Genomic DNA, 18,251 nt, shown 5'->3' on the forward strand with positions numbered 1-18,251 from the left:
CATGCCGATCACGAGCGGACGGCGAGCGGCGGCTGCCCCTGGCCGCACGTGGTGCACGCGCCCCGGCGGCGCAGCGCGTAGCCGGTCACCGCGGCAGCGAGCGCGAGCCCCCACGGCAGGGTCGGGAACACGAGCAGGAACGACGCCTCGAACAGGTCACCCGAGCGGAGCCCGGCGATCCCGATCGCGATCATCCCGGGGCTGGCCGCGAGCAGGACGACGGCCACCAGCCCGCCGGCGAGCACGGGCACCCGCACCGGCACAGGCCGGCCGCGCAGGACCGGTATCCAGGACGGCCAGACCTCGCCCCAGGGCCGGATGAGCCCGATCGTGAGGACGGCGCCGCCGAGCGCCGCGACGCCCAGGGACAACCCGAACAGCCGCAGCGCGGGGTCGGACGCGTCCGGCAGCCCCACCGGCCACGGCGTCAGCCAGGTCATGCGCAGCAGCCCGTAGGGCAGCGGGCCGGCGGCGGCGACGAGCGTGGCCACCCGTCCCCAGCGGGCGGCCGCCTCCGGACGCGTCCAGGCGGGGCCGGGACGGCCGCAGGCGTCGCACGCGCCGACGGCGGCGCGGCGGACGAGGACCCCGAGGACGGCGAACAGGACGGCGCCGGCGAGCAGCAGCGCCAGGTGCCCGCGGGGCGGCAGCTCGGCGGCCAGCGACCCGTGCAGCTGCTCGGCGAGGCGGCCGATGGTCGAGGGCTCGAGCACCCCGCTCGCCAGTCCAGCTCCGACGGCGAGCCCGACGGCGGCCAGCCACGGCCGCGCCCGGCGGCTGCGCAGCGCGCCGACGGTGAACACGACCAGGAAGGCGGCGGGCGCGACGATCGCGCACAGGTAGCCGAGCAGCACCAGCGCCCGCAGGTCGGCCGTGAGGACGCCCAGGCCGCCGGCCACCGCGAACGCGGCGACGGCCGTGCCGGTCGAGGGCCGGCGCAGCGCGGCCGCGCCCGTCGCGGCCAGGCCGCCTGCAGCGAGGGCCAGCACCATCCAGGCGGTCGTCGTCGGCGGCAGCACGGTCAGCAACCCGGAGCCGCCGTTCTCGTCCCCTCCCTCCAGCCCTGGCCGGGCCGCCGGGTCGAGCAGCCACCAGGTGGCGACGGCGAGGTGCAGGGCGCTCCAGACCGCGGCGACCCAGAGCGCCCGGCGCAGGACCGGAGCCCGGTCGACCGGGGTGCTGGGCGGGGAAGCAGTGACGGCCACGGGGACCTCCGGTGGTGCTGCCCGGGCGGCTCCCGGGCGGACGCCGTCCAGCCTGGGAGCGCGGGCGCCCGGGCAGCTCCCCCGCGCGGGGGAACCCGCTCAGCCGCGCGGGGGGAGTTCAGGCGGCCGTCGCGGCGAGCGGGCGCGTCCGCGCGCCCGGCGGCACCCGGCGCACCTCGAAGCCGGGGCTGCGCGGCAGCTGCGGGTCGACGACCAGCGGCAGCCCGGCCGGCTCCCCGAGCAGGGAGTGCGCGGCCGCGTCCCAGCCGAGCTGCGCGCACAGGCGCTCGGCCAGCTCCGGGCGGACGCGGACCTCCCGGGGCGGGGCGGCACCCGGCTCCCAGGCGACGGCGAGGAGGTCCCTCGCCAAGCCGGGCAGCGGGGGATGCGCGACGGCGGGGGTGCGGTCGATCGCGAGTGTGGCCATGACGAGCCTCCTGGGCGGACCCCCGTGCTGCTGACTCCTTCCTACCGCCGGGGTACGACGGTTCCGGGCCGCTGGGTCAGACCGCGGAGACGTCGACCGGGACCTCCGGGCCGAGCGTGGCGCCCTGCAGCAGCCGCAGGTCGTCGCCGGACCAGAAGCTGCCCGGGTCGTACCAGTTGCGCGGCCGGTCGGCCGGGAGCAGGCCCATCGCGGTGTAGGTGGCCGCGACCAGCTCCGCGCAGAACACCGTCCCGGCCGCGGTGCCGCGGCGGAGCCGGCCGGTGAGCCAGCCGCCCACCAGGCCGCGGGTGGTCGGGAATGGCCGGCCGTCGAACCGGGCGACCGTGCGCAGGACGGCGTCCTCCATCCCGGGGGTCACCCCGCCGTCGTCGGCCGGGCCGACCAGCTGGCGCAGCCACGCGCGCTGCCCGTGACGCTGCCGCCAGGTGACGACGGCGTCGCGCAGGTCGTGCAGCTGGACGCCGCGCTGGTGCTCGCCGGTCCAGGCGTCGGGCAGCGAGCGGCCCAGCTCGGCGTGCCAGAGCAGCGGCGGCAGGTCCTCGAGGACGACGGCCATGCCCACGTGGTTGACCGGCGCGTTGGTCACCGCCCGGATCGCGCGGTCGGCCAGGGAGGCGCCGCGGAACACCCAGACGTCGCCGGTGCGGGTCAGCTCGACCGCCTCGTCCAGGGAGAGGGGCCGCGGCGGGGTCACGCGGCTACGGTAGGCGACCGTGCGCGCACGGAAGCGGGTCTGGAAGCTGCTCGGCCTGGCCGGGCTGACCGGTGTCGCGGCCACGGGTGCGGTGCTGGTCCGCGGTGAGCGGCAGCGCCGCGCGTACACGCCCGAGGACGTCCGAGCCCGGCTGCACGAGCGGCACGCGGCGGCGGCCGCCGTCCCGGGACCCGAGGCCGGGGACGAGCCGCCCGGCCCGGTGGCGGTGGGCGTCCGCGCCCGGCTGTTCCGCCGTCGCCGCTGACGCGCCACGTCCTCCCGCGGACGCTCGGCGACCGCCACACCGGGCCGCGCACGGGCTCCTCCCCCCGCCGCGGGAGCCGGGTCGACACTGCTCGTGCCCGTCACGGGGGAACCCGACCCGCGGGAGGAGAGCACCGTGTCCGACCACACCAACCTCACCCGGCTCCGGGAGGCCTACACGGCCTTCGACAAGGGAGACCTCGCCGCGCTGAGGGAGTTCTGGCACGAGGACCTGCGCTGGCACGAGCCCGGCAGTTCCCCGGTCGCCGGCGACTACCAGGGCCCGGACGCCGTCTTCGGGATGTTCGGCCAGGTGATGGAGATGACCGAGAACAGCCTGCGGGCCGAGGCGGTGCTGACGTGCGCCGACGACGAGAACGGCACCGCACTCGTCCGCTTCACCGCCCACCGGGGTGACCGGCACCTCGACACCCGGTGCGCGCACGTCACCCGCTTCGACGCGGACGGCCGGGCCGTCGAGTTCTGGAACGCCCCGCTCGAACCGGTCGTGTGGGACGCGTTCTGGAGCTGACCCGCTCGCACCGGCGCTCCCGCTCAGCCGGACGGGAGCGCCGGCCCCGAGGAGGCAGACATGAGCACCGAGCACCCCGACCTCACGCGCACGCGCGAGGGTTCCGGTCACCCCAACGTCTCCGTGCTGCTGGAGGGCTACGAGGCCTTCGGCAAGGGGGACCTCGACCGCCTGGCCGAGCTCTGGACGCCCGGTGTCCGGTGGCACGAGCCCGGGCGCAACCTGCTCAGTGGTGACCACACCGGTATCGACGAGGTCTTCGCACTCTTCCGCCGCGTGCTCGAGCTGACCGAGGGCAGCCTGCGGGTGGCCGAGCTGCGATCGGCGTGCGCCGACGACACCGACGGCGTGGCCGTCGTCCGGCTCACCGCGCACCGCGGCGACCGGACGCTCGACGTCCTCGGCGCACACATCTCCCGCTTCGAGGACGGCCGGGTCGCCGAGTTCTGGCCGGCGTACACCGACCAGGCCGCGGTGGACGCGTTCTACTCCTGAGCGTCAGCCGGACGGGAGCGCCGGTCCCTCGTCCTTCAGGGCCACGCCCGAGGCGCCGAGCTCCCGGGCGCCGGCGAGCAGCGCGGCCACGGTGTCGGCGGCCTGCGCGTAGGACAGCCCGTGCGGCGGGCGGACGTTGGAGACGCAGTTGCGCTCGGAGTCCACCCGCCCCGGCCGCGGGTCCCAGGTGAGGTACGCGCCGAGGGAGTCCGCCGAGGACAGCCCCGGTCGCTCCCCGATGAGCACCACGACGGCGCGCACGCCCAGTGCCGCGCCGACGGCGTCGCCGAGCGCCACCCGCGCTTGCGTGGCGACCACCAGCGGCGCCGCCGACCAGCCGGGCAGCCGCTCGAGCAGCGCGGCGGCGAGCCCCGGGCCGTGCTCGTGCACCGCCCGCGGCGAGAGCCCGTCGGCGAGCACGACCGCGAGGTCGGCGCCGGTCGCCGGCAGCGTCGTCCCCTCGGCGAGCTGCCGGCCGAGGTCGGGACGCTGCAGGTAGGTGGCCCGGTCGGGCGCGGCGGAGGCGACGACCAGGACCTCCCCGTCGAGGTCGGCGCGCAGCCGGTCGACGTCCAGGGGCGAGTGGACGGCGTCGCGCGCGGCGGCGTGCGCCGCGCGGAACTCCAGCTCGCGGGCCGTGGGCAGCGCGTCGCCGGCCCGGCCGAGCGCCACCCGCGCCCGCGTCGCCGACCGCAGCACCGCCCACGGGTCGTCACCGGCGACAGAGATGGCCACGTCTGCCGCTCCCTCGGTCACGGGGTCGCCGCCGCGAGGAGTGCCTTCGCTGCCGGTGCGTCCGGGGCGAGCTCGCGCACCCGGCCGTCGTCGCCGAGCAGGTCCATCCGGGCCAGCCACGCCTCGAACTCCGGCGCCGCCCGCAGGCCGAGCACCGAGCGGGTGGTGAGGACGTCGGAGAACGACAGCGACTGGTAGTGCAGCATCACGTCGTCCGAGCCCGGGACGGCGATGACGAACGAGCAGCCGGCGGCGCCGAGCAGCAGCATGAGCGAGTCGGTGTCGTCGCCGTCGACCTCGGCGTGGTTCGTGTAGCACACGTCGACGCCCATCGGCAGGCCGAGCAGCTTGCCGCATAAGTGGTCCTCCAGGCCGGCGCGCAGCACCTGCTTGCCGTCGTAGAGGTACTCCGGGCCGATGAACCCGACGACGGTGTTGACCAGCAGCGGCCGGAACTGCCGGGCCACCCCGTACGCGCGCGCCTCGAGCGTCTGCTGGTCCACCGGCCGCCCGCCGACGCCGAGGTGCGCGCCGGCCGAGAGCGCCGACCCCTGTCCGGTCTCGAAGTAGGTCACGTTGTCCCCCACGGTGCCGCGGCCCAGGGCCAGCGCCCCCGCGCGGGCCTCGGCGAGCAGGTCGAGGGTGACGCCGAAGCCGCGGTTGGCCTCCTGCGTGCCCGCCACCGACTGGAAGACCAGGTCCACCGGGGCGCCCTGCTCCATGGCGCGCAGCGTCGTGGTCACGTGGGCCAGCACGCACGACTGCGTGGGGATCCCGTACCGGCTGATGACGGCGTCGACCAGGTCGAGCAGCGCGACCGTGCGGGCCGGTGAGTCGGTGGCCGGGTTGATGCCGATGACGGCGTCGCCGGACCCGTGCAGCAGGCCGTCGAGGATCGAGGCGGTGACGCCGACCGGGTCGTCGGTGGGGTGGTTGGGCTGCAGCCGCGAGGCCAGGGTCCCGGGCAGGCCGATGGTGCTGCGCAGCCCGGTGACCACCCGTGTCCGCCGGCCGACGGCGACCAGGTCGGCGTTGCGCATGAGCTTCGACGTCGCCGCGACCATCTCCGGCGTCAGCCCCGGCGCCAGCGCGCTGATCGACGTCTCGTCGCCGGCCGCCGCCCACGCGAGCAGCCGGTCGCGGAACTCCCCCACCGTCAGGGAGGCGACCGGCGCGAACGCCGCAGCGTCGTGGGTGTCGAGGACGAGCCGGGTGACGTCGTCCTCGTCGTAGCCGACGACCTGCTCGTCGAGGAAGGTGGCCAGCGGCAGGTCGGCCAGCACCGTCTGCGCGGCCACCCGCTCGGCGGCGGACTCCGCGGCGCAGCCGGCGAGGACGTCACCGGAGCGCAGCGGCGTCGCCTTGGCCATGAGCTCGACGAGGGTCGGGAACTCGTGGGTGCGCCCCCCGAGCGTCGTACGGCGGACGGTCATCGTCTGCCCTCCAGTCGTCGCGGGCCTCCGCGTCCGGGGCCGGTCACCGCGGTGCGCGCAGGCGGATCCGGGTACCGACGTGGGCCTCTACCGCCGCCCGGCTGTAGACGAGCGGGAAGCCCCCGCCCGCCGCCCACGGCTCGAACAGGTCGCGGTGGTGCGGTGAGCGCGGGTCGCCGGACTGCCCGGGCGAGTTGATCGCCCGGCTGCTGTCCCACTCCCCCACGTCCAGCACCATGCGGAAGGTCGAGCCCATCGTCTGCCGGAAGTCCGGACCGTAGCCGGTCATCCCGACCGTGTCACCGCTCCCGGCACGCGGCACCGGCCCCAGCTCTCCCCACTCGACGGGCAGGTCCTCGGCGCCCACGAGGGCGGTGTTCACCAGCCGGGTGTGGTGCACCCGGCCCCACGACCATCCCGAACGGTCGGGGCCCAGCAGCCCCTCGATCTCCTCCAGTGCAGCGCGCAGGGTCGCGTCGGCGCCCGCGGTGAGCCGGTTCCCGTCGTCCCGGTACGCGGCGAGCATCCGCAGGTCGCCACGGAGGTCGGAGTCCATGGACTCGTCCCGCAGCACCGTCCGCCGCGCGGTCGCGCGGTCGTCGACACCCTCCCGGTCGAGCAGCTCCTCGAGCAGCCAGGGCCGGAGGTGCCGGCGCAGCCACACCTCGAACACCAGCGCCTCGAACGAGTCGACCGACTCCTCGCCGTCCCATCCGCGCAGCCGCTCGAGCACGTCGCGGTCACGCACCTCCCCACCGTCGACCGGCGCCAGGGCGGCGCAGACCCGCAAGGCGTGCACGCTGACCGCGTCCCACTGCATGCGCCAGCTGGTCTCGACGCTGACCGCGTCGTCGTGGGCCAGCCACTCCGCGAGCCGCTCGTAGCGCGCCGGGGAGTACCAGTCGTGGGTGATCGGCAGCCCCGGGTCGTGGTCGGCGGGCAGGTTCTCCTGGTTGGCGGTGGCGAACCAGCCGGCCTCGGGGTTGCGGACGCCGGGGAGCTCCTCGGCCGGCGCGAACCCGTCCCACTCGTAGCGGCCGTCGCCGGGCACCGGGAGTGATCCGTCCCAGCCGACCCGCCGCGGCACGAGCGCACTCGCCTGCCAGCCGATGTCGCCGTCGACGGTGGCGTAGACCTGGTTGACCCCCGGCGCGCCCCAGCGCGACAGCGCCTCGACGAAGCCGTCCGCGTCGGCCGCCGTCTGGTACTCGAGGCTGGCCAGGTAGGGCGACGTCCCCGGCTGCAGCCACACCGCCCGCACCGCGACGGCGAACCCGCGCTCCGGATCGGTGTGCACGACCGGCCCGTGCCGCGTGTACAGGAGCTCGACGTCGACCGGGTCGGAACCGGCGACGGCGATGCGGTCGGTCTCGCGGGTGAACGCCTCCCACCCGTCGCCGTGGCGGTACCGGCCCGGGTCGGCGGGGTCGAGCTCGTAGACGTAGAGGTCCTCGGAGTCGGCCGGCCAGATCGTCAGCCCGAACGCGACCGTGCCGTTGTGCCCGATGGAGATGCCCGGCAGTCCCGGCTCGCCCGCCCCGATGACGCTCATGCCCGGGGCGTCCAGGTGGGCGAGGTAGCGCAACGAGGGCAGCCCGACCGCACGGTGCGGGTCGTTGGCCAGCAGCGGCCGGCCGGTTGCCGTCCGGGAGCCGGACACCACCCAGTTGTTGCTGCCGGCCGACGCCGCCTGCCACTCCCCCGGCGCCGGCACGCCGCCGAGGTCCACCGGGGAGAACGCCAGGCGGTGGACCCGCAGCACCTCGTCGGCGAGCAGCGCGAGGTCGGTGCCGTCCGGGAGCAGGAGCGGGTCGGCGGGCTCCCGGGCGTGCCGGACCTCCTCCACCTCCGGGCCGGCGTCGCGCAGGGTCAGCGCCCGGGCCAGTTCCTGCTCGACGTTGTAGAAGAGGCCGTGGGTGCGGAACCGGACGACGTCCTCCGGGTCCCACTCCGCCGGGAGGAAGCCGTGCACGCGGAACTCCGGCGGCAGGTGCTCGGGGTGCGTGAGCACCCAGCGCACGTAGGCGTTCACCCCACGGGTGAAGGCGGTGACCACTGCCCGCATCGCGGTGCCGTAGGCCAGCCACTCGGCGCGCATGTCGCCGCGGTAGCGGAACAGCCGGTTGGCCCGGTCCTGCTCGACGAAGGCCCCGCCGAGGACCTCGCTGAGCAGCCCGTTGCCCCGGCGGCGCCACAGGTCGATCTGCCAGAGCCGGTCCCGGGCGGCGTTGAACCCCTGCGCGAGGTGGACGTCGTCGCGCGAGCCGGCGTAGAGGTGCGGCACGCCCCAGACGTCGACGAGGATCTCGACGTCCTCGGTCAGACCCTCGACGACGAACTCCTGCTCGGCCACGGGGACTCCTCTCCGTCGGGCCGGGTGCCCGTGCGCCCCCTCAGCGGACGTCGTCCTCGGCGGCGGCGAGCAACTCGAACTCCTCCTCCGGCGCGGAGGCCACCAGGTGGTGGCGGCTGTAGAGCGCGAACCAAGCCAGGAAGACGACGTACGCGGCGAGCGTCCACAGCGCGGCGGTCCGGTCGACGAGGAAGGTGGCCACGACCGCGGCGGCCGCGAGCACGAGGGCGATCCCGGTGGTCGCGGTCCCGCCCGGCGTCCGGTACGGGCGCGGCAGGTCGGGCTCGCGGCGGCGCAGCACGATGTGGCTGACCATCATCAGCACGTAGGACACCGTCGCCCCGAAGACGGCCATGTTGAGCAGCATCGCGCCCTGGCCGGTGAGCGAGAGGGCGAAGCCGATCGCGCCGGGCACGAGCAGCGCCAGCGCCGGCGCCTTGCGGGCGTTGGTGACCGACAGGGCGCGCGGCAGGTAGCCGGCGCGGGAGAGCGCGAAGGTCTGCCGCGAGTACGCGTAGATGATCGAAAAGAAGCTGGCCACCAGCCCGAACAGGCCGGCGTAGTTGACCACCCGGGTCAGGCCCTCGGAGACGCCGGCGGCGGCCAGCGCGTCGACCGGGGGGTTGCCCGACTCCGCGATGGCCGCCGACCCGGCCGCGCCGGGGGTGAACACGAGCATGAGGACGGCCAGGACGACGAGCAGGCCCATCGCCGCGACGATCCCGCGCGGCATCGACCGGGCCGGGTCGCGGGCCTCCTCGGCGGCCAGCGGCACGCTCTCCACGGCGAGGAAGAACCAGATCGCGAAGGGGAACGCCGCCCAGACCCCGATCAGCCCGTAGGGCAGGAAGGACGAGGCGCCGGCGGCGTCGGTGGGCGCGATGTCGAGCAGGTTGCCTGCGTCGAACTGCGGAACGGCGCCGACGAGGAAGACCACCAGCCCCGCCAGGGCGACGACGGTGACGGCGAACATCGCCTTGAGCGCCTCGCCGACGCCCATCAGGTGGATGCCGATGAACAGCGCGTACACGGCGAGGTAGACCCACCAGCCGTCGGTGATGCCGAACAGCCCGAGGGACTCGACATAGGCGCCGATGAACGTGGCGATCGCGGCGGGCGCGATGGCGTACTCGATGAGGACCGCGACGCCGGTGGCGTAGCCGCCCCACGGGCCGAGCGCGCGCCGGGCGAAGGTGTAGCCCCCGCCCGCGGTCGGCAGCGCGGAGCCGAGCTCGGCGAGCCCGAAGACCATCGCCGTGTACATGACCGCCATGAGCACGGTGGCGATCAGCAGGCCGCCGAAGCCGCCCTCGGCCAGGCCGAAGTTCCACCCGGCGTAGTCACCGGAGATGACCGCCGAGACGCCGAGCCCGGCCAGCAGGAGCCAGCCGGCCGTCCCGGTCCGCAGCCGGCGCTTCTCGAGGTAGCCGGCCTCCACCCGCTCGGCCTCCACCCCCGCGTGGGCCGGCCGGGTCGGTGCGGATCGGGCGCTGTGATCGGCGCTGGGATCGGCGGTCATGCGGGCTCCCGAGGTCGGCCCGCCGACGGCGGGGAGGGCCAGCCTGGTCCCGCGCCGCACACCAGGTCAACGGCCTGCGCGAGCAGCAACAGGCCGTTCACACCGCGGACTCAGGGGATGCCGTGCCAGCGGCCCTCCTCGGCGTTCCCGGCCGGCCTGGACTCGAAGACGTTGCCCTCGGTCGGCGGCGTCTTCTGGTCGTCGGCGAGGGCGAACACCCGCAGCAGCGGCCCGACGAGGGCGTCGTACACCGCGGGGAAGAGCCGGAAACCGAGGATGACGACCGGGTTGGCGAAGCCGGACTGGACGAGCCGCCGCGGCTTGTCCAGGCGCGCCACGACCGAGCGGGCCACGCGCTCGGGCGAGTAGATCGGGATCGGCGGGCGGCCCTTGAGCCCGATGTAGCTGCCGGCCTGGGAGTAGATCGGGGTGTTGACGCCGCCGGGCGCCACGGCCGACACGTGGATGCCCGGGACGTCGCGCGTCTCCTGCTGCAGCACGCGGATCATGCCGAGCTGGCCCCACTTCGCGGCGATGTAGCTGCCCATCAGCGGCGTGGCCACCGACGCCAGCAGCGAGCTGACGACCACCAGGTGGCCCTCGCCCTGGCTGCGGAACACCGGCAGGACGACGCGGGCGAGGTTGGCGGTGCCGTGCAGGGCGGTGTCGACCACCCGCTCGAACACCTCCTTGGGCACGTCCTCCATGCGCCCGTAGGCGATGACCTGCGCGGAGTGGACTACGACGTCGAGGCTGCCGAAGCGCGTGACGGCGCCCTCGACGGCGGTGCCCAGCGCGCCCTCGTCGAGCACGTCGGCCGGGCAGACGACGACGTCGGCGGCACCCTCGGCGCGCACCTCGGCAGCGGTCTCCTCGAGCGCCTCGCGGCCCCGCGCGAGCAGCACGAGCGCCGCTCCGCGCTGGGCGAAGAGGCGGGCGGTGGCGCGGCCGATGCCGCTGGAGGCACCGGTGATGAGCACGGTCTGGGGCATGCGGGGACGTCTCCTCGATCGGGGGGTCGCTCCCCGGCTACCCCGGTCGGTTGCACGCCATGCGATCGAGTACGCCGAGAAGCCAGCCGGGCCCGCGCACGTCGGTCCCCGCGGGCAGCCGGGCGCGCAGGCCCCGGTCGGCGGTCACCGCGAGCACCGCCCGGCCGGCGGCGGCGAGGGCGGCGGCTTCCGCGGCCAGCGCGTCGTCGCCGCTGCCGGGGGCCCGTACCAGCCGGACGCCGGCGGGCGCCGGCACGTCGCGCGCCGCCCCCTCGACCACGACGACCACCTCGTCGACGGCGGGCACGTCGTCGCCCGTCAGGGGTGCGGCCAGGCGGCCCACGAGCCGGCCGGTGGCGCCCGCGCGGTCGCGCCACCAGCCGTCCGGCCGGGCGCCCACGACGTTGGCGGCGTCGACGAGCAGGACCCTCACGCGTCCTCCTCCCGGGTGACCCCGTCCATGGTCGCGCGGCGGCGGGGTACGCGCCTGACCAGCACCCCAGCGACGAGGAGGTCCCATGGCGAGCAGCGACCGCACCCACCACGACCACGACGCGACCGTCACCACGGAGGGGTCGCACGCCACCCGCGGCCCGGGCCGCGACGCCATCGCCGCCCAGCGCGACCGCTTCGGCGGGACCAAGTGGGGTGCCGCGTTCTTCGGGTGGCTGTCGGCCAACGGGCTCGCGGTCGTCCTGGTCGCGCTCGTCTCGGCGGCCGGCGTCGGGCTCGGGCTGGCCCGGGGCGTCGACACGGTGGGCGAGGCCACCGACCAGGCCGCCGGCATCGGGCTCGGCGGCGCGATCGCCGTGCTCGTCGTGCTGTTCCTCGCCTACCTCGCCGGCGGCTACGTGGCCGGCCGCATGGCGCGCTTCGACGGCATCCGCCAGGGGCTGGCGGTGTGGCTGGTCGGGCTGCTCGTGGTGGTCCTGCTGGCCGTCGCCGGCGCCGTGCTCGGTTCGCAGTACAACGTGCTGCGGCAGCTGGACCTGCCGCGCATCCCGATCGACGAGGGCACCGCGACCACCGCCGGGATCATCACGCTGGGAGCGATCCTGGTGGCCACGCTGGCCGGCGCCCTGCTCGGCGGGAAGCTCGGCACGCGCTACCACCGCAGGGTCGACCGCGCCGGCTTCTGAGCGCACCGCGGGGCCCCGTCGCGGACGGGGCCCCGCTGTCGTTCCTCGGTCCTACGCTGCCGCGCATGTGCCGCAACATCCGCCCGTTGTCGAACTTCGAGCCGCCGGCGACCCAGGACGAGGTCCAGGCCGCGGCGCTGCAGTACGTCCGCAAGATCAGCGGTGCTACCCACCCGTCCCGGGCCAACGCCGAGGCCTTCGACCGCGCCGTCGCCGAGGTGGCCGCCGCCTCCGCCCGGCTGCTCGCCGCCCTGGTGACGACGGCGCCGCCGAAGGACCGCGAGGTCGAGGCAGAGAAGGCACGGGCCCGGGCAGCGGTGCGCTACGCCCGCTGAGCGCGGCCCGTTGCGCGCGATCCACCTGCTGCCTGTGGGCATGGCCTCGGGTTGAGCGGGTAGGTGGCGGGCTCCCGTCCACTTCCCCGAGGAGAGTCCTGATGGCCCGCAACACCGTGTCCCGCGCCCTGCACGACCTCGGCCTGTCCGCCTGGTTCGGCGGCACGCTCGCCAACGCCGTCGCCCTGAACCCCGCCGCCGGCGAGGCCGGCAAGGACACCGGCAAGGTCGCCAACGCCGGCTGGAACCGGTGGACGCCGGTCAACGCCGTCGCCATCGGCGCCCACCTCGTGGGCAGCGTCGGCCAGCTCATCGGCAACCGCGGCCGCATCTCCCAGCAGGAGGGCGTGGCGAGCATGTCCGCGCTCAAGACCCTGCTCACCGCCGCCGCGCTCGGCGTCACCGCCTACAGCCGCTCGCTGGGCCAGGTCGTGAACGGCACCGGCAGCGGCGCCAGCAACCCCTCGTCCCGGTCGGGCACCAAGCCCACCAAGCGCACCAAGGCCGAGATCGCCGCCGCGCAGGAGCAGCTCGACTCGCTGCAGTGGGTCATCCCGGCCCTCACCGGCGCGCTCGTCGTCGTCAGCTCCTACGCCGGTGAGCAGCAGCGCGCCAGCGAGGTCATCAGGGGCGTCTCCCGCCGCTGAGCGTCCTGGGCCGCCGGCCCGGTCGTCCGTTCCGAACTCCAGTGAGGAACCCGTGTCCCGTACCGACACCCGCAGCACGACGTTCACCGGCAACACGGTGAGCGAGCAGCACCCCGGCACGACCGGCGGCGGCACCGGCGCCACCCGCTGCGCCCACTGCACCGACGGCCTCGGCAAGCCGCGGCCGGTGAAGCCCGGGTCGTGGCGCGACCGCATGCGGCAGAACCCGACCCTGCACATGGCGTACCGGATCGGCGTCTTCGTCGTCGGCCTGCTGCTCGTGGTGCTCGGCGTGGCCCTCACGGTGCTGCCCGGGCCGCTCACCATCCCGCCGGTCCTCGCCGGGCTGTGGGTGTGGTCCACGGAGTTCGACTGGGCGCGGCGGCTCTTCGCCTCCTTCCGCCGCAAGGCGGTCTCGGCGTGGCGGCACGCCAAGCAGCACCCGGTCAGCTCGCTGGCCGTCACCGTGGGCGGGCTCGCTGCCGCGGGGGCGGTGTTCTGGGCGGTCGGCCACTTCGACCTCGTCAACCGGGCGACCACCGCACTCGGCCTCGGCTGATCCGCCACTGGTCCGCGCTCCTCCGGCCGCCGTCCGCACCCGCGGACGGCGGCCGGCGCGCGTCCGGGCCCGGGTGGCGGGAACACTGGCTCCGTGGCCGGACGCCGTGCGCTGCGTGCCCGGCTGGTACGGCGTGGCCGCACCCCCGGCCTGCGCACCGCCAAGACCGTGCTGGCCGCCGTGGTGGCGTTCCAGATCGCGACCTGGCTGGACACCACCAGCTCGCCGATCCTCGCCCCGCTGACCGCGCTCCTGGTCGTGCAGCTGACCCTGTACGAGACGCTGGCCACCGGCTGGGAACGGGTCGCGAGCGTCACCGCGGGGGTCCTCATCGCGGTGCTGTTCGCCTCGGTCGTCGGGCTCACCTGGTGGAGCCTCGGGCTCGTCGTCGGGCTCTCGCTGGTGGTCGGCCGGCTGCTGCGGCTCGGGCCGCACCTGGCCGAGGTGCCGATCAGCGCGATGCTCGTGCTCGCCGTGGGCGGAGCCGAGAACGCGGCGCTGGGCCGCATCACCGAGACGCTCATCGGCGCGGCCGTCGGCGTCCTGGTGAACCTGCTGGTCGCGCCGCCGCTCTACGTGCAGCCGGCCGGCGAGGCGATCGCGGAGCTGGCCGAGCGCATGGCCGGCTTCTGCGAGGACCTCGCGGCCGCGCTGGGAGGGCCGTGGTCACGCCGCCTCACCGACGCCCTGCTCGACCGCGCCCGCGGGCTCGGGACGGAGGTGGCCCGGGCCGACCGCCACCTCGCCCGCACCGAGGAGAGCGCCCGCCTCAACCCGCGCGGGAGGGCGGCCCGCGACGCCCAGCCCCGGCTGCGCAACACGCTCACCGCGCTCGAGCGCGTCCACGTCTCCCTGCGCAACGTCGCCCGGGTGCTGCTGGACCGCACCTACTTCGTGCCCGAGGACGACGCCGGCGAGGCCTGGTCGCTGCCCGCGCGGGCCGCGCTGGCCGACGTCCTGCGCGCCGTCGCGGCGACTCTCCGCGACGCCGGAGCGGTGGCCGTCGGCACCGTGTCGCCGGCCGACGTCGACGCCACCCGCGTGGGGACGCTGCTCGAGCTGCGCGGCCGGCTGGCCGACGCACTCCTCGTCGACCCCCGCGCCGACGCGGCCGCCTGGTCGCAGCACGGGAGCCTGCTCGACGCGATGGACCTGCTGCGGGTGGAGCTGGGGACCGCGCTGCACCCGCCGTCGGCGACGTGGGCGCCGCCGCCGCTGGCCGGGGCGCAGCGGCGGGCGTTCCGCCGGGCGGTGACCCGGCACCGGCGCAGGTGAGCGGGCTCAGGCGGCGGTGAGGACGACCGGGCCGTCGTCGGTGACCGCCACGGTGTGCTCCACGTGCGCGGCGCGGCGGCCGTCGGCGGTGACCACCGCCCAGCCGTCCTTCTTGTGCCGGTAGCGCCCGCCGCCGGCCAGCAGCATCGGCTCGATCGCCAGCGTGCTCCCGGCGTGCAGGCGCACGCGGTCCAGCCCGGCGAGCGGCTGGTTGGGCACGAACGGCGGCTCGTGCATCGACCGGCCGATGCCGTGCCCGCCGTGGTCGGGCAGGTGCGCGTAGCCGTACCGGCGGGCGACGGCGTCGACGGCCCGGGCGACGTCGAGCAGCGTCGCGCCCGGCACCGCGGCGGCGATGCCCGCGGCGAGGGCCTCCTCGGTCGCCCTGACCAGCCGGGCGTCCTCGTCGGAGGTGCGCTCCCCCACCAGGACGGAGAACGCCGCGTCGCCGTTCCAGCCGTCGACGACCGCGCCGCAGTCCACGCTGAGCAGGTCGCCGTCCTTGAGCCGCTGGCCGCTGGGCCGGCCGTGCACGACGACCTCGTTGGGCGACAGGCAGAGCACGCCGTTGTAGGCCGTCGGCGCCCACGACGGCTTGTAGCCCAGGAACGACGACGTCGCGCCCGCCTCGTACATCGTGGTCTTGGCGAGGTCGTCGAGCTCGCGCAGCTTCACCCCGGGGGCCGCCGCCGCCCGGACCGCCGCCAGCGTCTGCGCCACCACGCGCCCGGCGGCGCGCATGGCGTCGAGTTCGTCGGCGGTCCGCTGCGGCAGAACGGTCAGGTCCACGCCGCCGACGGTACGAGACACCCGACGGTCCGGGACGCCGTGGACTGGCCGGGGACGTGCAGCCGGTGCCACGGTGGCCGCCATGGACTTCCGCAGGATCAGGCCCGGGCAGTGGCACAGAGCCGGCCGCATCGAGATCGCCGAGCCCGGCGGCCTCCCGACGGCGCGCGAGGTGTACGAGGACTGCCACGTCCTGTTCGCCGACGGCTGGTGCTACCTCGAGGGTGCCGACGGCGCCGTCGACGTCTACCCCGCCGCCCGGGTGCGCGCCGCCCACGACCTGCGCGAGGCCGACCAGCCCGACGAGGGCCCCGCGTCGGCGCCCAGCCCGCTGATCTAGCCGTCCTCAGGCGCCGGGCTCGCGCCGGACGTCGGCGGGGTCCGGCGTCCGGAAGACGGTGTCCTGGCCGTCGGCACCGGGCGGGGACGCGTCAGCACCGGCCGGCGACCCGCCGGTCTGCTCGGGCCGGTCCGGCTCCTCGCCGCCGACGCCGAAGCCCTCGGCCGGCGGTGGCGCGCCCGCACCGGGGTCCGCGGCGGCGATCTCGTCGTCCGGGCGGTGGCTGTTCGGCGTCATCGCTTCCCACATCGACATGGCAGTCCCCTACCCGGCACCGGGCCGTTCCCAGGTGATCACCAGGTGGCCGGCGGGTATACGGCCGCGGAACGGCCGGGGTCGCGGGGCCCCGGGGGAGGCCGGCATCCGGAGGGAGCACCACGGACATGACGACCACGGGCATGACGACGACGGGCTCTGCTCAGCGGGCACGACGGGGCGCGCAGCCGGTTGCTGCGACCCGGGACCGGGACACCGGGGAGGACCGGCGCGGAGCCGACGGCCGGGACGAGTCCCACGCCGAGCGGGTCGACCGGGAGCTCATGGAGCTGCTCAACGAGCTGCGGGTCGCGCTGCCGGGCGTGCAGTTCCTCTTCGCGTTCCTGCTGGTGGTGCCGTTCCAGCAGGCGACGGAGCGGGCCACCGACTTCCAGCGCGACGTGTACTTCGTGACCCTCGTCGCCGCGGTCGCCGCCACCGCTCTGCTCATCGCCCCGGCCGCCCAGCACCGTGCGCTGTTCCGGCAGCACGACAAGGAGGACCTGCTGCGGCGCAGCAACCGCCTCGCCTTCCTGGGCCTGTGCGTGCTGGCCGTCGCGATCGTCGCCGCGGTGGTGCTGGTGGTCGACTTCCTCTTCGCCCTCCCCCAGGCGCTGGTCACCGGCGGCGTCGTCGCGGCGCTGCTCGGCTGGCTGTGGATCGGCAGCCCGGCCCTGCAGCGCGCCCGCGGTGCCCGCACCGACGGCTGACGGCGTTCCACGCGGATCAGAACGGCGGCGTCTCCGTCGACGGCTCGCGGAGGCCCGGCGGTCTCGTCACCCGGGTGATGCCGGTGGGTGTGGTCACGGTGAGGACGCCATCGCGGTCCATGTCGAAGCGCCACCCGCGGGCGTGGGTCTTGAGGCGGTGGTGCCGGCGGCACAGGCAACACAGGTTGGTGCAGTCGGTGGCGCCCTCGGGGTGCGGCAGGACGTGGTCGAGGTCGGCGTGCCCGGCCCGGACGCGGCAGCCGGGCATGCGGCAGGTGCGATCGCGGGTGGTGACGAACCGGTGTAGCGCGCGCCCGGGCCGGTAGTCATCGGTGGCCGCCGGTCGGTCCAGCACCGGGCACTCGCACCTGTCCGAGGGATGGTCGGGGCAGCCGTGTCGTGCGAGGAGGCGGAGTTCCCTCATGGGCACGACCGCGCGCAGCCGGCCGCTGACGGGGTCGGTGAGGGCGACGTCGACGCTGCCACCGGCCGTGCCCGCAGCCCGCCGGGGCACAGCGAGTCGAAGCGCTCGAGGAGGTCGCGCAGGTGAGCGGCGGTGATCGGCTGGCCGTCGATTTCGGCCGGCTCTCCGCCGGCGCGGCCCTCGAGCGCCAGTAGTGGAGCGTGCACGGTCAGGTGGGCGGTGACCGGCGGGCGGGAATCGTCCCAGGGGCGCAGTACCAGGTCGGTGAGGACCTCCGCACGGATGACGCCGATCGGGCGGGGATCGCCGGTCTCCTTGGCCATCCTCGCGTGGGCGTCGGCGGCGTCCCGGATGACGACGGCCTTCTCGTGCGGCAGCAGGGCCACCAGTTCCGACATCCCGTCGCCAATCGGGCGCACGCGCACATCGGCGCACTGACGGGCTTCACGGCGGCGGCGTTCGGCCGCACCCTCGTCCAGGCGGGTCAGCGCGCGGCGCACCGCCGCGCGCAGCGCCTGAACACCCAGGTCCATCGCCCGGGGCAGCACGAGGGCCTCGACCGCTGCGACCACCGCCGTCCGGTCGCCGCGGCGCACCGGCTCGGACAGCTCTGCGGCGACCGCCCGCGCCCGCGGCCAGTCGATGCGCCCCTCGGCCGACGCCGCCCAGGTGGCCGGCAGGTGACGGGTCAGCAGCAGCGCCAGTTCCGCGCGGACGGAGGCCTCGGTGACCGAGCAGCGCAGGACCTGGGCGAGCTCGTCGACGAAGAACTCGCCGACCCCGGCGAGCCCGTCTTCCGAACACGACGCCGACTGCTCACCTCCCCTGCGTTCGGCGGCGGTGGCGAAGAAGTCGGCGCGGTCCCCGGCCAGCTCGGCGATCAGCCGGCACTCGAACGCCGCGATCGCCGACCGGTGCGCCTGCAGCCGCTCCAACTCCGTGGCCTTCTGCTCGACCGACCACGACCCGACCGCCAACGCCTCGTCCAGCCGCGGGGCAGCCGGCGGCGCCTCGTCCACCGACCCCATCCCGCCCCCCCGACACACCTGCAACCTAGAGGCGGGGTACGACAAACCCAGCCCCCGACCAGCACGGATGCGTGATCAGG

23 protein-coding genes are annotated in these 18,251 nt (G+C 75.7%); 10 read left to right on the forward strand and 13 right to left on the reverse strand.

Annotated features, from left to right (window positions below; all coding sequences use genetic code 11):
- Nucleotides 1-8: 8 nt before the first annotated feature.
- From BM414_RS20190 to BM414_RS20200, 3 genes are all read right to left on the reverse strand, one after another.
- The gene (locus BM414_RS20190; protein ID WP_093582322.1) at nucleotides 9-1,205 is read right to left on the reverse strand and encodes a hypothetical protein; all 1,197 of its coding nucleotides are present in this window, start codon (nucleotides 1,203-1,205) and stop codon (nucleotides 9-11) included.
- 118 nt (nucleotides 1,206-1,323) lie between these two features.
- Entirely contained in the window at nucleotides 1,324-1,632 is a 309-nt protein-coding gene (locus BM414_RS20195) for a hypothetical protein (RefSeq protein ID WP_093582324.1), read from the reverse strand.
- A 76-nt stretch (nucleotides 1,633-1,708) separates the two neighbouring features.
- The gene (locus tag BM414_RS20200; protein WP_093582326.1) at nucleotides 1,709-2,347 is read right to left on the reverse strand and encodes a hypothetical protein; all 639 of its coding nucleotides are present in this window, start codon (nucleotides 2,345-2,347) and stop codon (nucleotides 1,709-1,711) included.
- A gap of 19 nt (nucleotides 2,348-2,366) precedes the next feature.
- Between BM414_RS20200 and BM414_RS20205 the strand changes: the two genes are divergently transcribed.
- The 3 genes from BM414_RS20205 (at nucleotide 2,367) to BM414_RS20215 (ending at nucleotide 3,638) form a co-directional block, all read left to right on the forward strand.
- Entirely contained in the window at nucleotides 2,367-2,612 is a 246-nt protein-coding gene (locus BM414_RS20205; protein WP_093582328.1) for a hypothetical protein, read from the forward strand.
- 135 nt (nucleotides 2,613-2,747) lie between these two features.
- On the forward strand, nucleotides 2,748-3,143 hold the full coding sequence (locus tag BM414_RS20210; RefSeq protein ID WP_163475728.1) for a nuclear transport factor 2 family protein: 396 nt from the start codon (nucleotides 2,748-2,750) through the stop codon (nucleotides 3,141-3,143).
- Nucleotides 3,144-3,203: 60 nt separating this feature from the next.
- Entirely contained in the window at nucleotides 3,204-3,638 is a 435-nt protein-coding gene (locus BM414_RS20215) for a nuclear transport factor 2 family protein (RefSeq protein WP_093582332.1), read from the forward strand.
- A gap of 3 nt (nucleotides 3,639-3,641) precedes the next feature.
- Here BM414_RS20215 and eutC read toward each other — a convergent pair whose 3' ends face one another.
- The 6 genes from eutC to BM414_RS20245 form a co-directional block, all read right to left on the reverse strand.
- A complete protein-coding gene (eutC, locus tag BM414_RS20220; RefSeq protein WP_245784858.1) occupies nucleotides 3,642-4,373 on the reverse strand; it encodes an ethanolamine ammonia-lyase subunit EutC in 732 nt (243 codons plus the stop codon).
- Between the two features lie 17 nt (nucleotides 4,374-4,390).
- Nucleotides 4,391-5,806, reverse strand: coding sequence for an ethanolamine ammonia-lyase subunit EutB (locus BM414_RS20225; protein ID WP_093582334.1), 1,416 nt, complete (start codon nucleotides 5,804-5,806; stop codon nucleotides 4,391-4,393).
- Between the two features lie 43 nt (nucleotides 5,807-5,849).
- On the reverse strand, nucleotides 5,850-8,159 hold the full coding sequence (locus BM414_RS20230) for a penicillin acylase family protein (protein ID WP_093582336.1): 2,310 nt from the start codon (nucleotides 8,157-8,159) through the stop codon (nucleotides 5,850-5,852).
- 40 nt (nucleotides 8,160-8,199) lie between these two features.
- Nucleotides 8,200-9,678 (reverse strand): ethanolamine permease, encoded by a 1,479-nt coding sequence (gene eat, locus BM414_RS20235; RefSeq protein WP_175551704.1) that lies wholly within the window; start codon nucleotides 9,676-9,678, stop codon nucleotides 8,200-8,202.
- Nucleotides 9,679-9,788: 110 nt separating this feature from the next.
- The gene (locus tag BM414_RS20240; RefSeq protein WP_093582338.1) at nucleotides 9,789-10,670 is read right to left on the reverse strand and encodes an SDR family NAD(P)-dependent oxidoreductase; all 882 of its coding nucleotides are present in this window, start codon (nucleotides 10,668-10,670) and stop codon (nucleotides 9,789-9,791) included.
- 37 nt (nucleotides 10,671-10,707) lie between these two features.
- A complete protein-coding gene (locus BM414_RS20245) occupies nucleotides 10,708-11,103 on the reverse strand; it encodes a hypothetical protein (protein WP_093582340.1) in 396 nt (131 codons plus the stop codon).
- 85 nt (nucleotides 11,104-11,188) lie between these two features.
- Here BM414_RS20245 and BM414_RS20250 point away from each other — a divergent pair, with 85 nt between their 5' ends.
- The 5 genes from BM414_RS20250 (at nucleotide 11,189) to BM414_RS20270 (ending at nucleotide 14,625) form a co-directional block, all read left to right on the forward strand.
- On the forward strand, nucleotides 11,189-11,809 hold the full coding sequence (locus tag BM414_RS20250; protein WP_093582342.1) for a hypothetical protein: 621 nt from the start codon (nucleotides 11,189-11,191) through the stop codon (nucleotides 11,807-11,809).
- A gap of 65 nt (nucleotides 11,810-11,874) precedes the next feature.
- Entirely contained in the window at nucleotides 11,875-12,144 is a 270-nt protein-coding gene (locus BM414_RS20255) for a DUF2277 domain-containing protein (protein ID WP_093582344.1), read from the forward strand.
- Nucleotides 12,145-12,245: 101 nt separating this feature from the next.
- Nucleotides 12,246-12,791: a hypothetical protein gene (locus BM414_RS20260; RefSeq protein WP_093582345.1), complete on the forward strand. Its 546-nt coding sequence runs from the start codon at nucleotides 12,246-12,248 to the stop codon at nucleotides 12,789-12,791.
- A gap of 52 nt (nucleotides 12,792-12,843) precedes the next feature.
- Entirely contained in the window at nucleotides 12,844-13,350 is a 507-nt protein-coding gene (locus BM414_RS20265; protein WP_093582347.1) for a PGPGW domain-containing protein, read from the forward strand.
- A 93-nt stretch (nucleotides 13,351-13,443) separates the two neighbouring features.
- Complete coding sequence (locus BM414_RS20270) at nucleotides 13,444-14,625, forward strand: aromatic acid exporter family protein (RefSeq protein ID WP_093582349.1); 1,182 nt, start codon at nucleotides 13,444-13,446, stop codon at nucleotides 14,623-14,625.
- A gap of 6 nt (nucleotides 14,626-14,631) precedes the next feature.
- Here BM414_RS20270 and map read toward each other — a convergent pair whose 3' ends face one another.
- Complete coding sequence (gene map, locus BM414_RS20275) at nucleotides 14,632-15,414, reverse strand: type I methionyl aminopeptidase (RefSeq protein ID WP_245784859.1); 783 nt, start codon at nucleotides 15,412-15,414, stop codon at nucleotides 14,632-14,634.
- An 82-nt stretch (nucleotides 15,415-15,496) separates the two neighbouring features.
- Between map and BM414_RS20280 the strand changes: the two genes are divergently transcribed.
- Nucleotides 15,497-15,754 carry a hypothetical protein gene (locus BM414_RS20280; RefSeq protein WP_139245962.1) on the forward strand — a complete coding sequence of 86 codons (258 nt, stop codon included), beginning with the start codon at nucleotides 15,497-15,499 and terminating at the stop codon, nucleotides 15,752-15,754.
- 6 nt (nucleotides 15,755-15,760) lie between these two features.
- Here BM414_RS20280 and BM414_RS20285 read toward each other — a convergent pair whose 3' ends face one another.
- Nucleotides 15,761-15,991 carry a hypothetical protein gene (locus BM414_RS20285; protein ID WP_245784860.1) on the reverse strand — a complete coding sequence of 77 codons (231 nt, stop codon included), beginning with the start codon at nucleotides 15,989-15,991 and terminating at the stop codon, nucleotides 15,761-15,763.
- 146 nt (nucleotides 15,992-16,137) lie between these two features.
- On the opposite strand from BM414_RS20285, the gene BM414_RS20290 reads away from it, so the two are divergent.
- Nucleotides 16,138-16,719: a DUF6328 family protein gene (locus BM414_RS20290; RefSeq protein ID WP_175551705.1), complete on the forward strand. Its 582-nt coding sequence runs from the start codon at nucleotides 16,138-16,140 to the stop codon at nucleotides 16,717-16,719.
- A gap of 16 nt (nucleotides 16,720-16,735) precedes the next feature.
- On the opposite strand, the gene BM414_RS20295 is transcribed toward BM414_RS20290, so the two are convergent.
- Nucleotides 16,736-17,074: an HNH endonuclease signature motif containing protein gene (locus BM414_RS20295; RefSeq protein ID WP_093582357.1), complete on the reverse strand. Its 339-nt coding sequence runs from the start codon at nucleotides 17,072-17,074 to the stop codon at nucleotides 16,736-16,738.
- Nucleotides 17,075-17,139: 65 nt separating this feature from the next.
- A complete protein-coding gene (locus BM414_RS20300; RefSeq protein ID WP_175551706.1) occupies nucleotides 17,140-18,162 on the reverse strand; it encodes a DUF222 domain-containing protein in 1,023 nt (340 codons plus the stop codon).
- Nucleotides 18,163-18,251: the final 89 nt, after the last annotated feature.

Source organism: Geodermatophilus amargosae (assembly GCF_900116515.1).
Taxonomy (GTDB): domain Bacteria; phylum Actinomycetota; class Actinomycetes; order Mycobacteriales; family Geodermatophilaceae; genus Geodermatophilus; species Geodermatophilus amargosae.

What these genes read in the sequence shown, in the direction of transcription:
- BM414_RS20195 (WP_093582324.1), bottom strand. Translation starts at nt 1,632, where the DNA reads ATGGCCACACTCGCGATCGACCGCACCCCCGCCGTCGCGCATCCCCCG.
- BM414_RS20215 (WP_093582332.1), top strand. Translation starts at nt 3,204, where the DNA reads ATGAGCACCGAGCACCCCGACCTCACGCGCACGCGCGAGGGTTCCGGT.
- BM414_RS20225 (WP_093582334.1), bottom strand. Translation starts at nt 5,806, where the DNA reads ATGACCGTCCGCCGTACGACGCTCGGGGGGCGCACCCACGAGTTCCCG.
- eat (WP_175551704.1), bottom strand. Translation starts at nt 9,678, where the DNA reads ATGACCGCCGATCCCAGCGCCGATCACAGCGCCCGATCCGCACCGACC.
- BM414_RS20240 (WP_093582338.1), bottom strand. Translation starts at nt 10,670, where the DNA reads ATGCCCCAGACCGTGCTCATCACCGGTGCCTCCAGCGGCATCGGCCGC.
- BM414_RS20250 (WP_093582342.1), top strand. Translation starts at nt 11,189, where the DNA reads ATGGCGAGCAGCGACCGCACCCACCACGACCACGACGCGACCGTCACC.
- BM414_RS20255 (WP_093582344.1), top strand. Translation starts at nt 11,875, where the DNA reads ATGTGCCGCAACATCCGCCCGTTGTCGAACTTCGAGCCGCCGGCGACC.
- BM414_RS20260 (WP_093582345.1), top strand. Translation starts at nt 12,246, where the DNA reads ATGGCCCGCAACACCGTGTCCCGCGCCCTGCACGACCTCGGCCTGTCC.
- BM414_RS20280 (WP_139245962.1), top strand. Translation starts at nt 15,497, where the DNA reads ATGGACTTCCGCAGGATCAGGCCCGGGCAGTGGCACAGAGCCGGCCGC.
- BM414_RS20285 (WP_245784860.1), bottom strand. Translation starts at nt 15,991, where the DNA reads ATGACGCCGAACAGCCACCGCCCGGACGACGAGATCGCCGCCGCGGAC.
- BM414_RS20290 (WP_175551705.1), top strand. Translation starts at nt 16,138, where the DNA reads ATGACGACCACGGGCATGACGACGACGGGCTCTGCTCAGCGGGCACGA.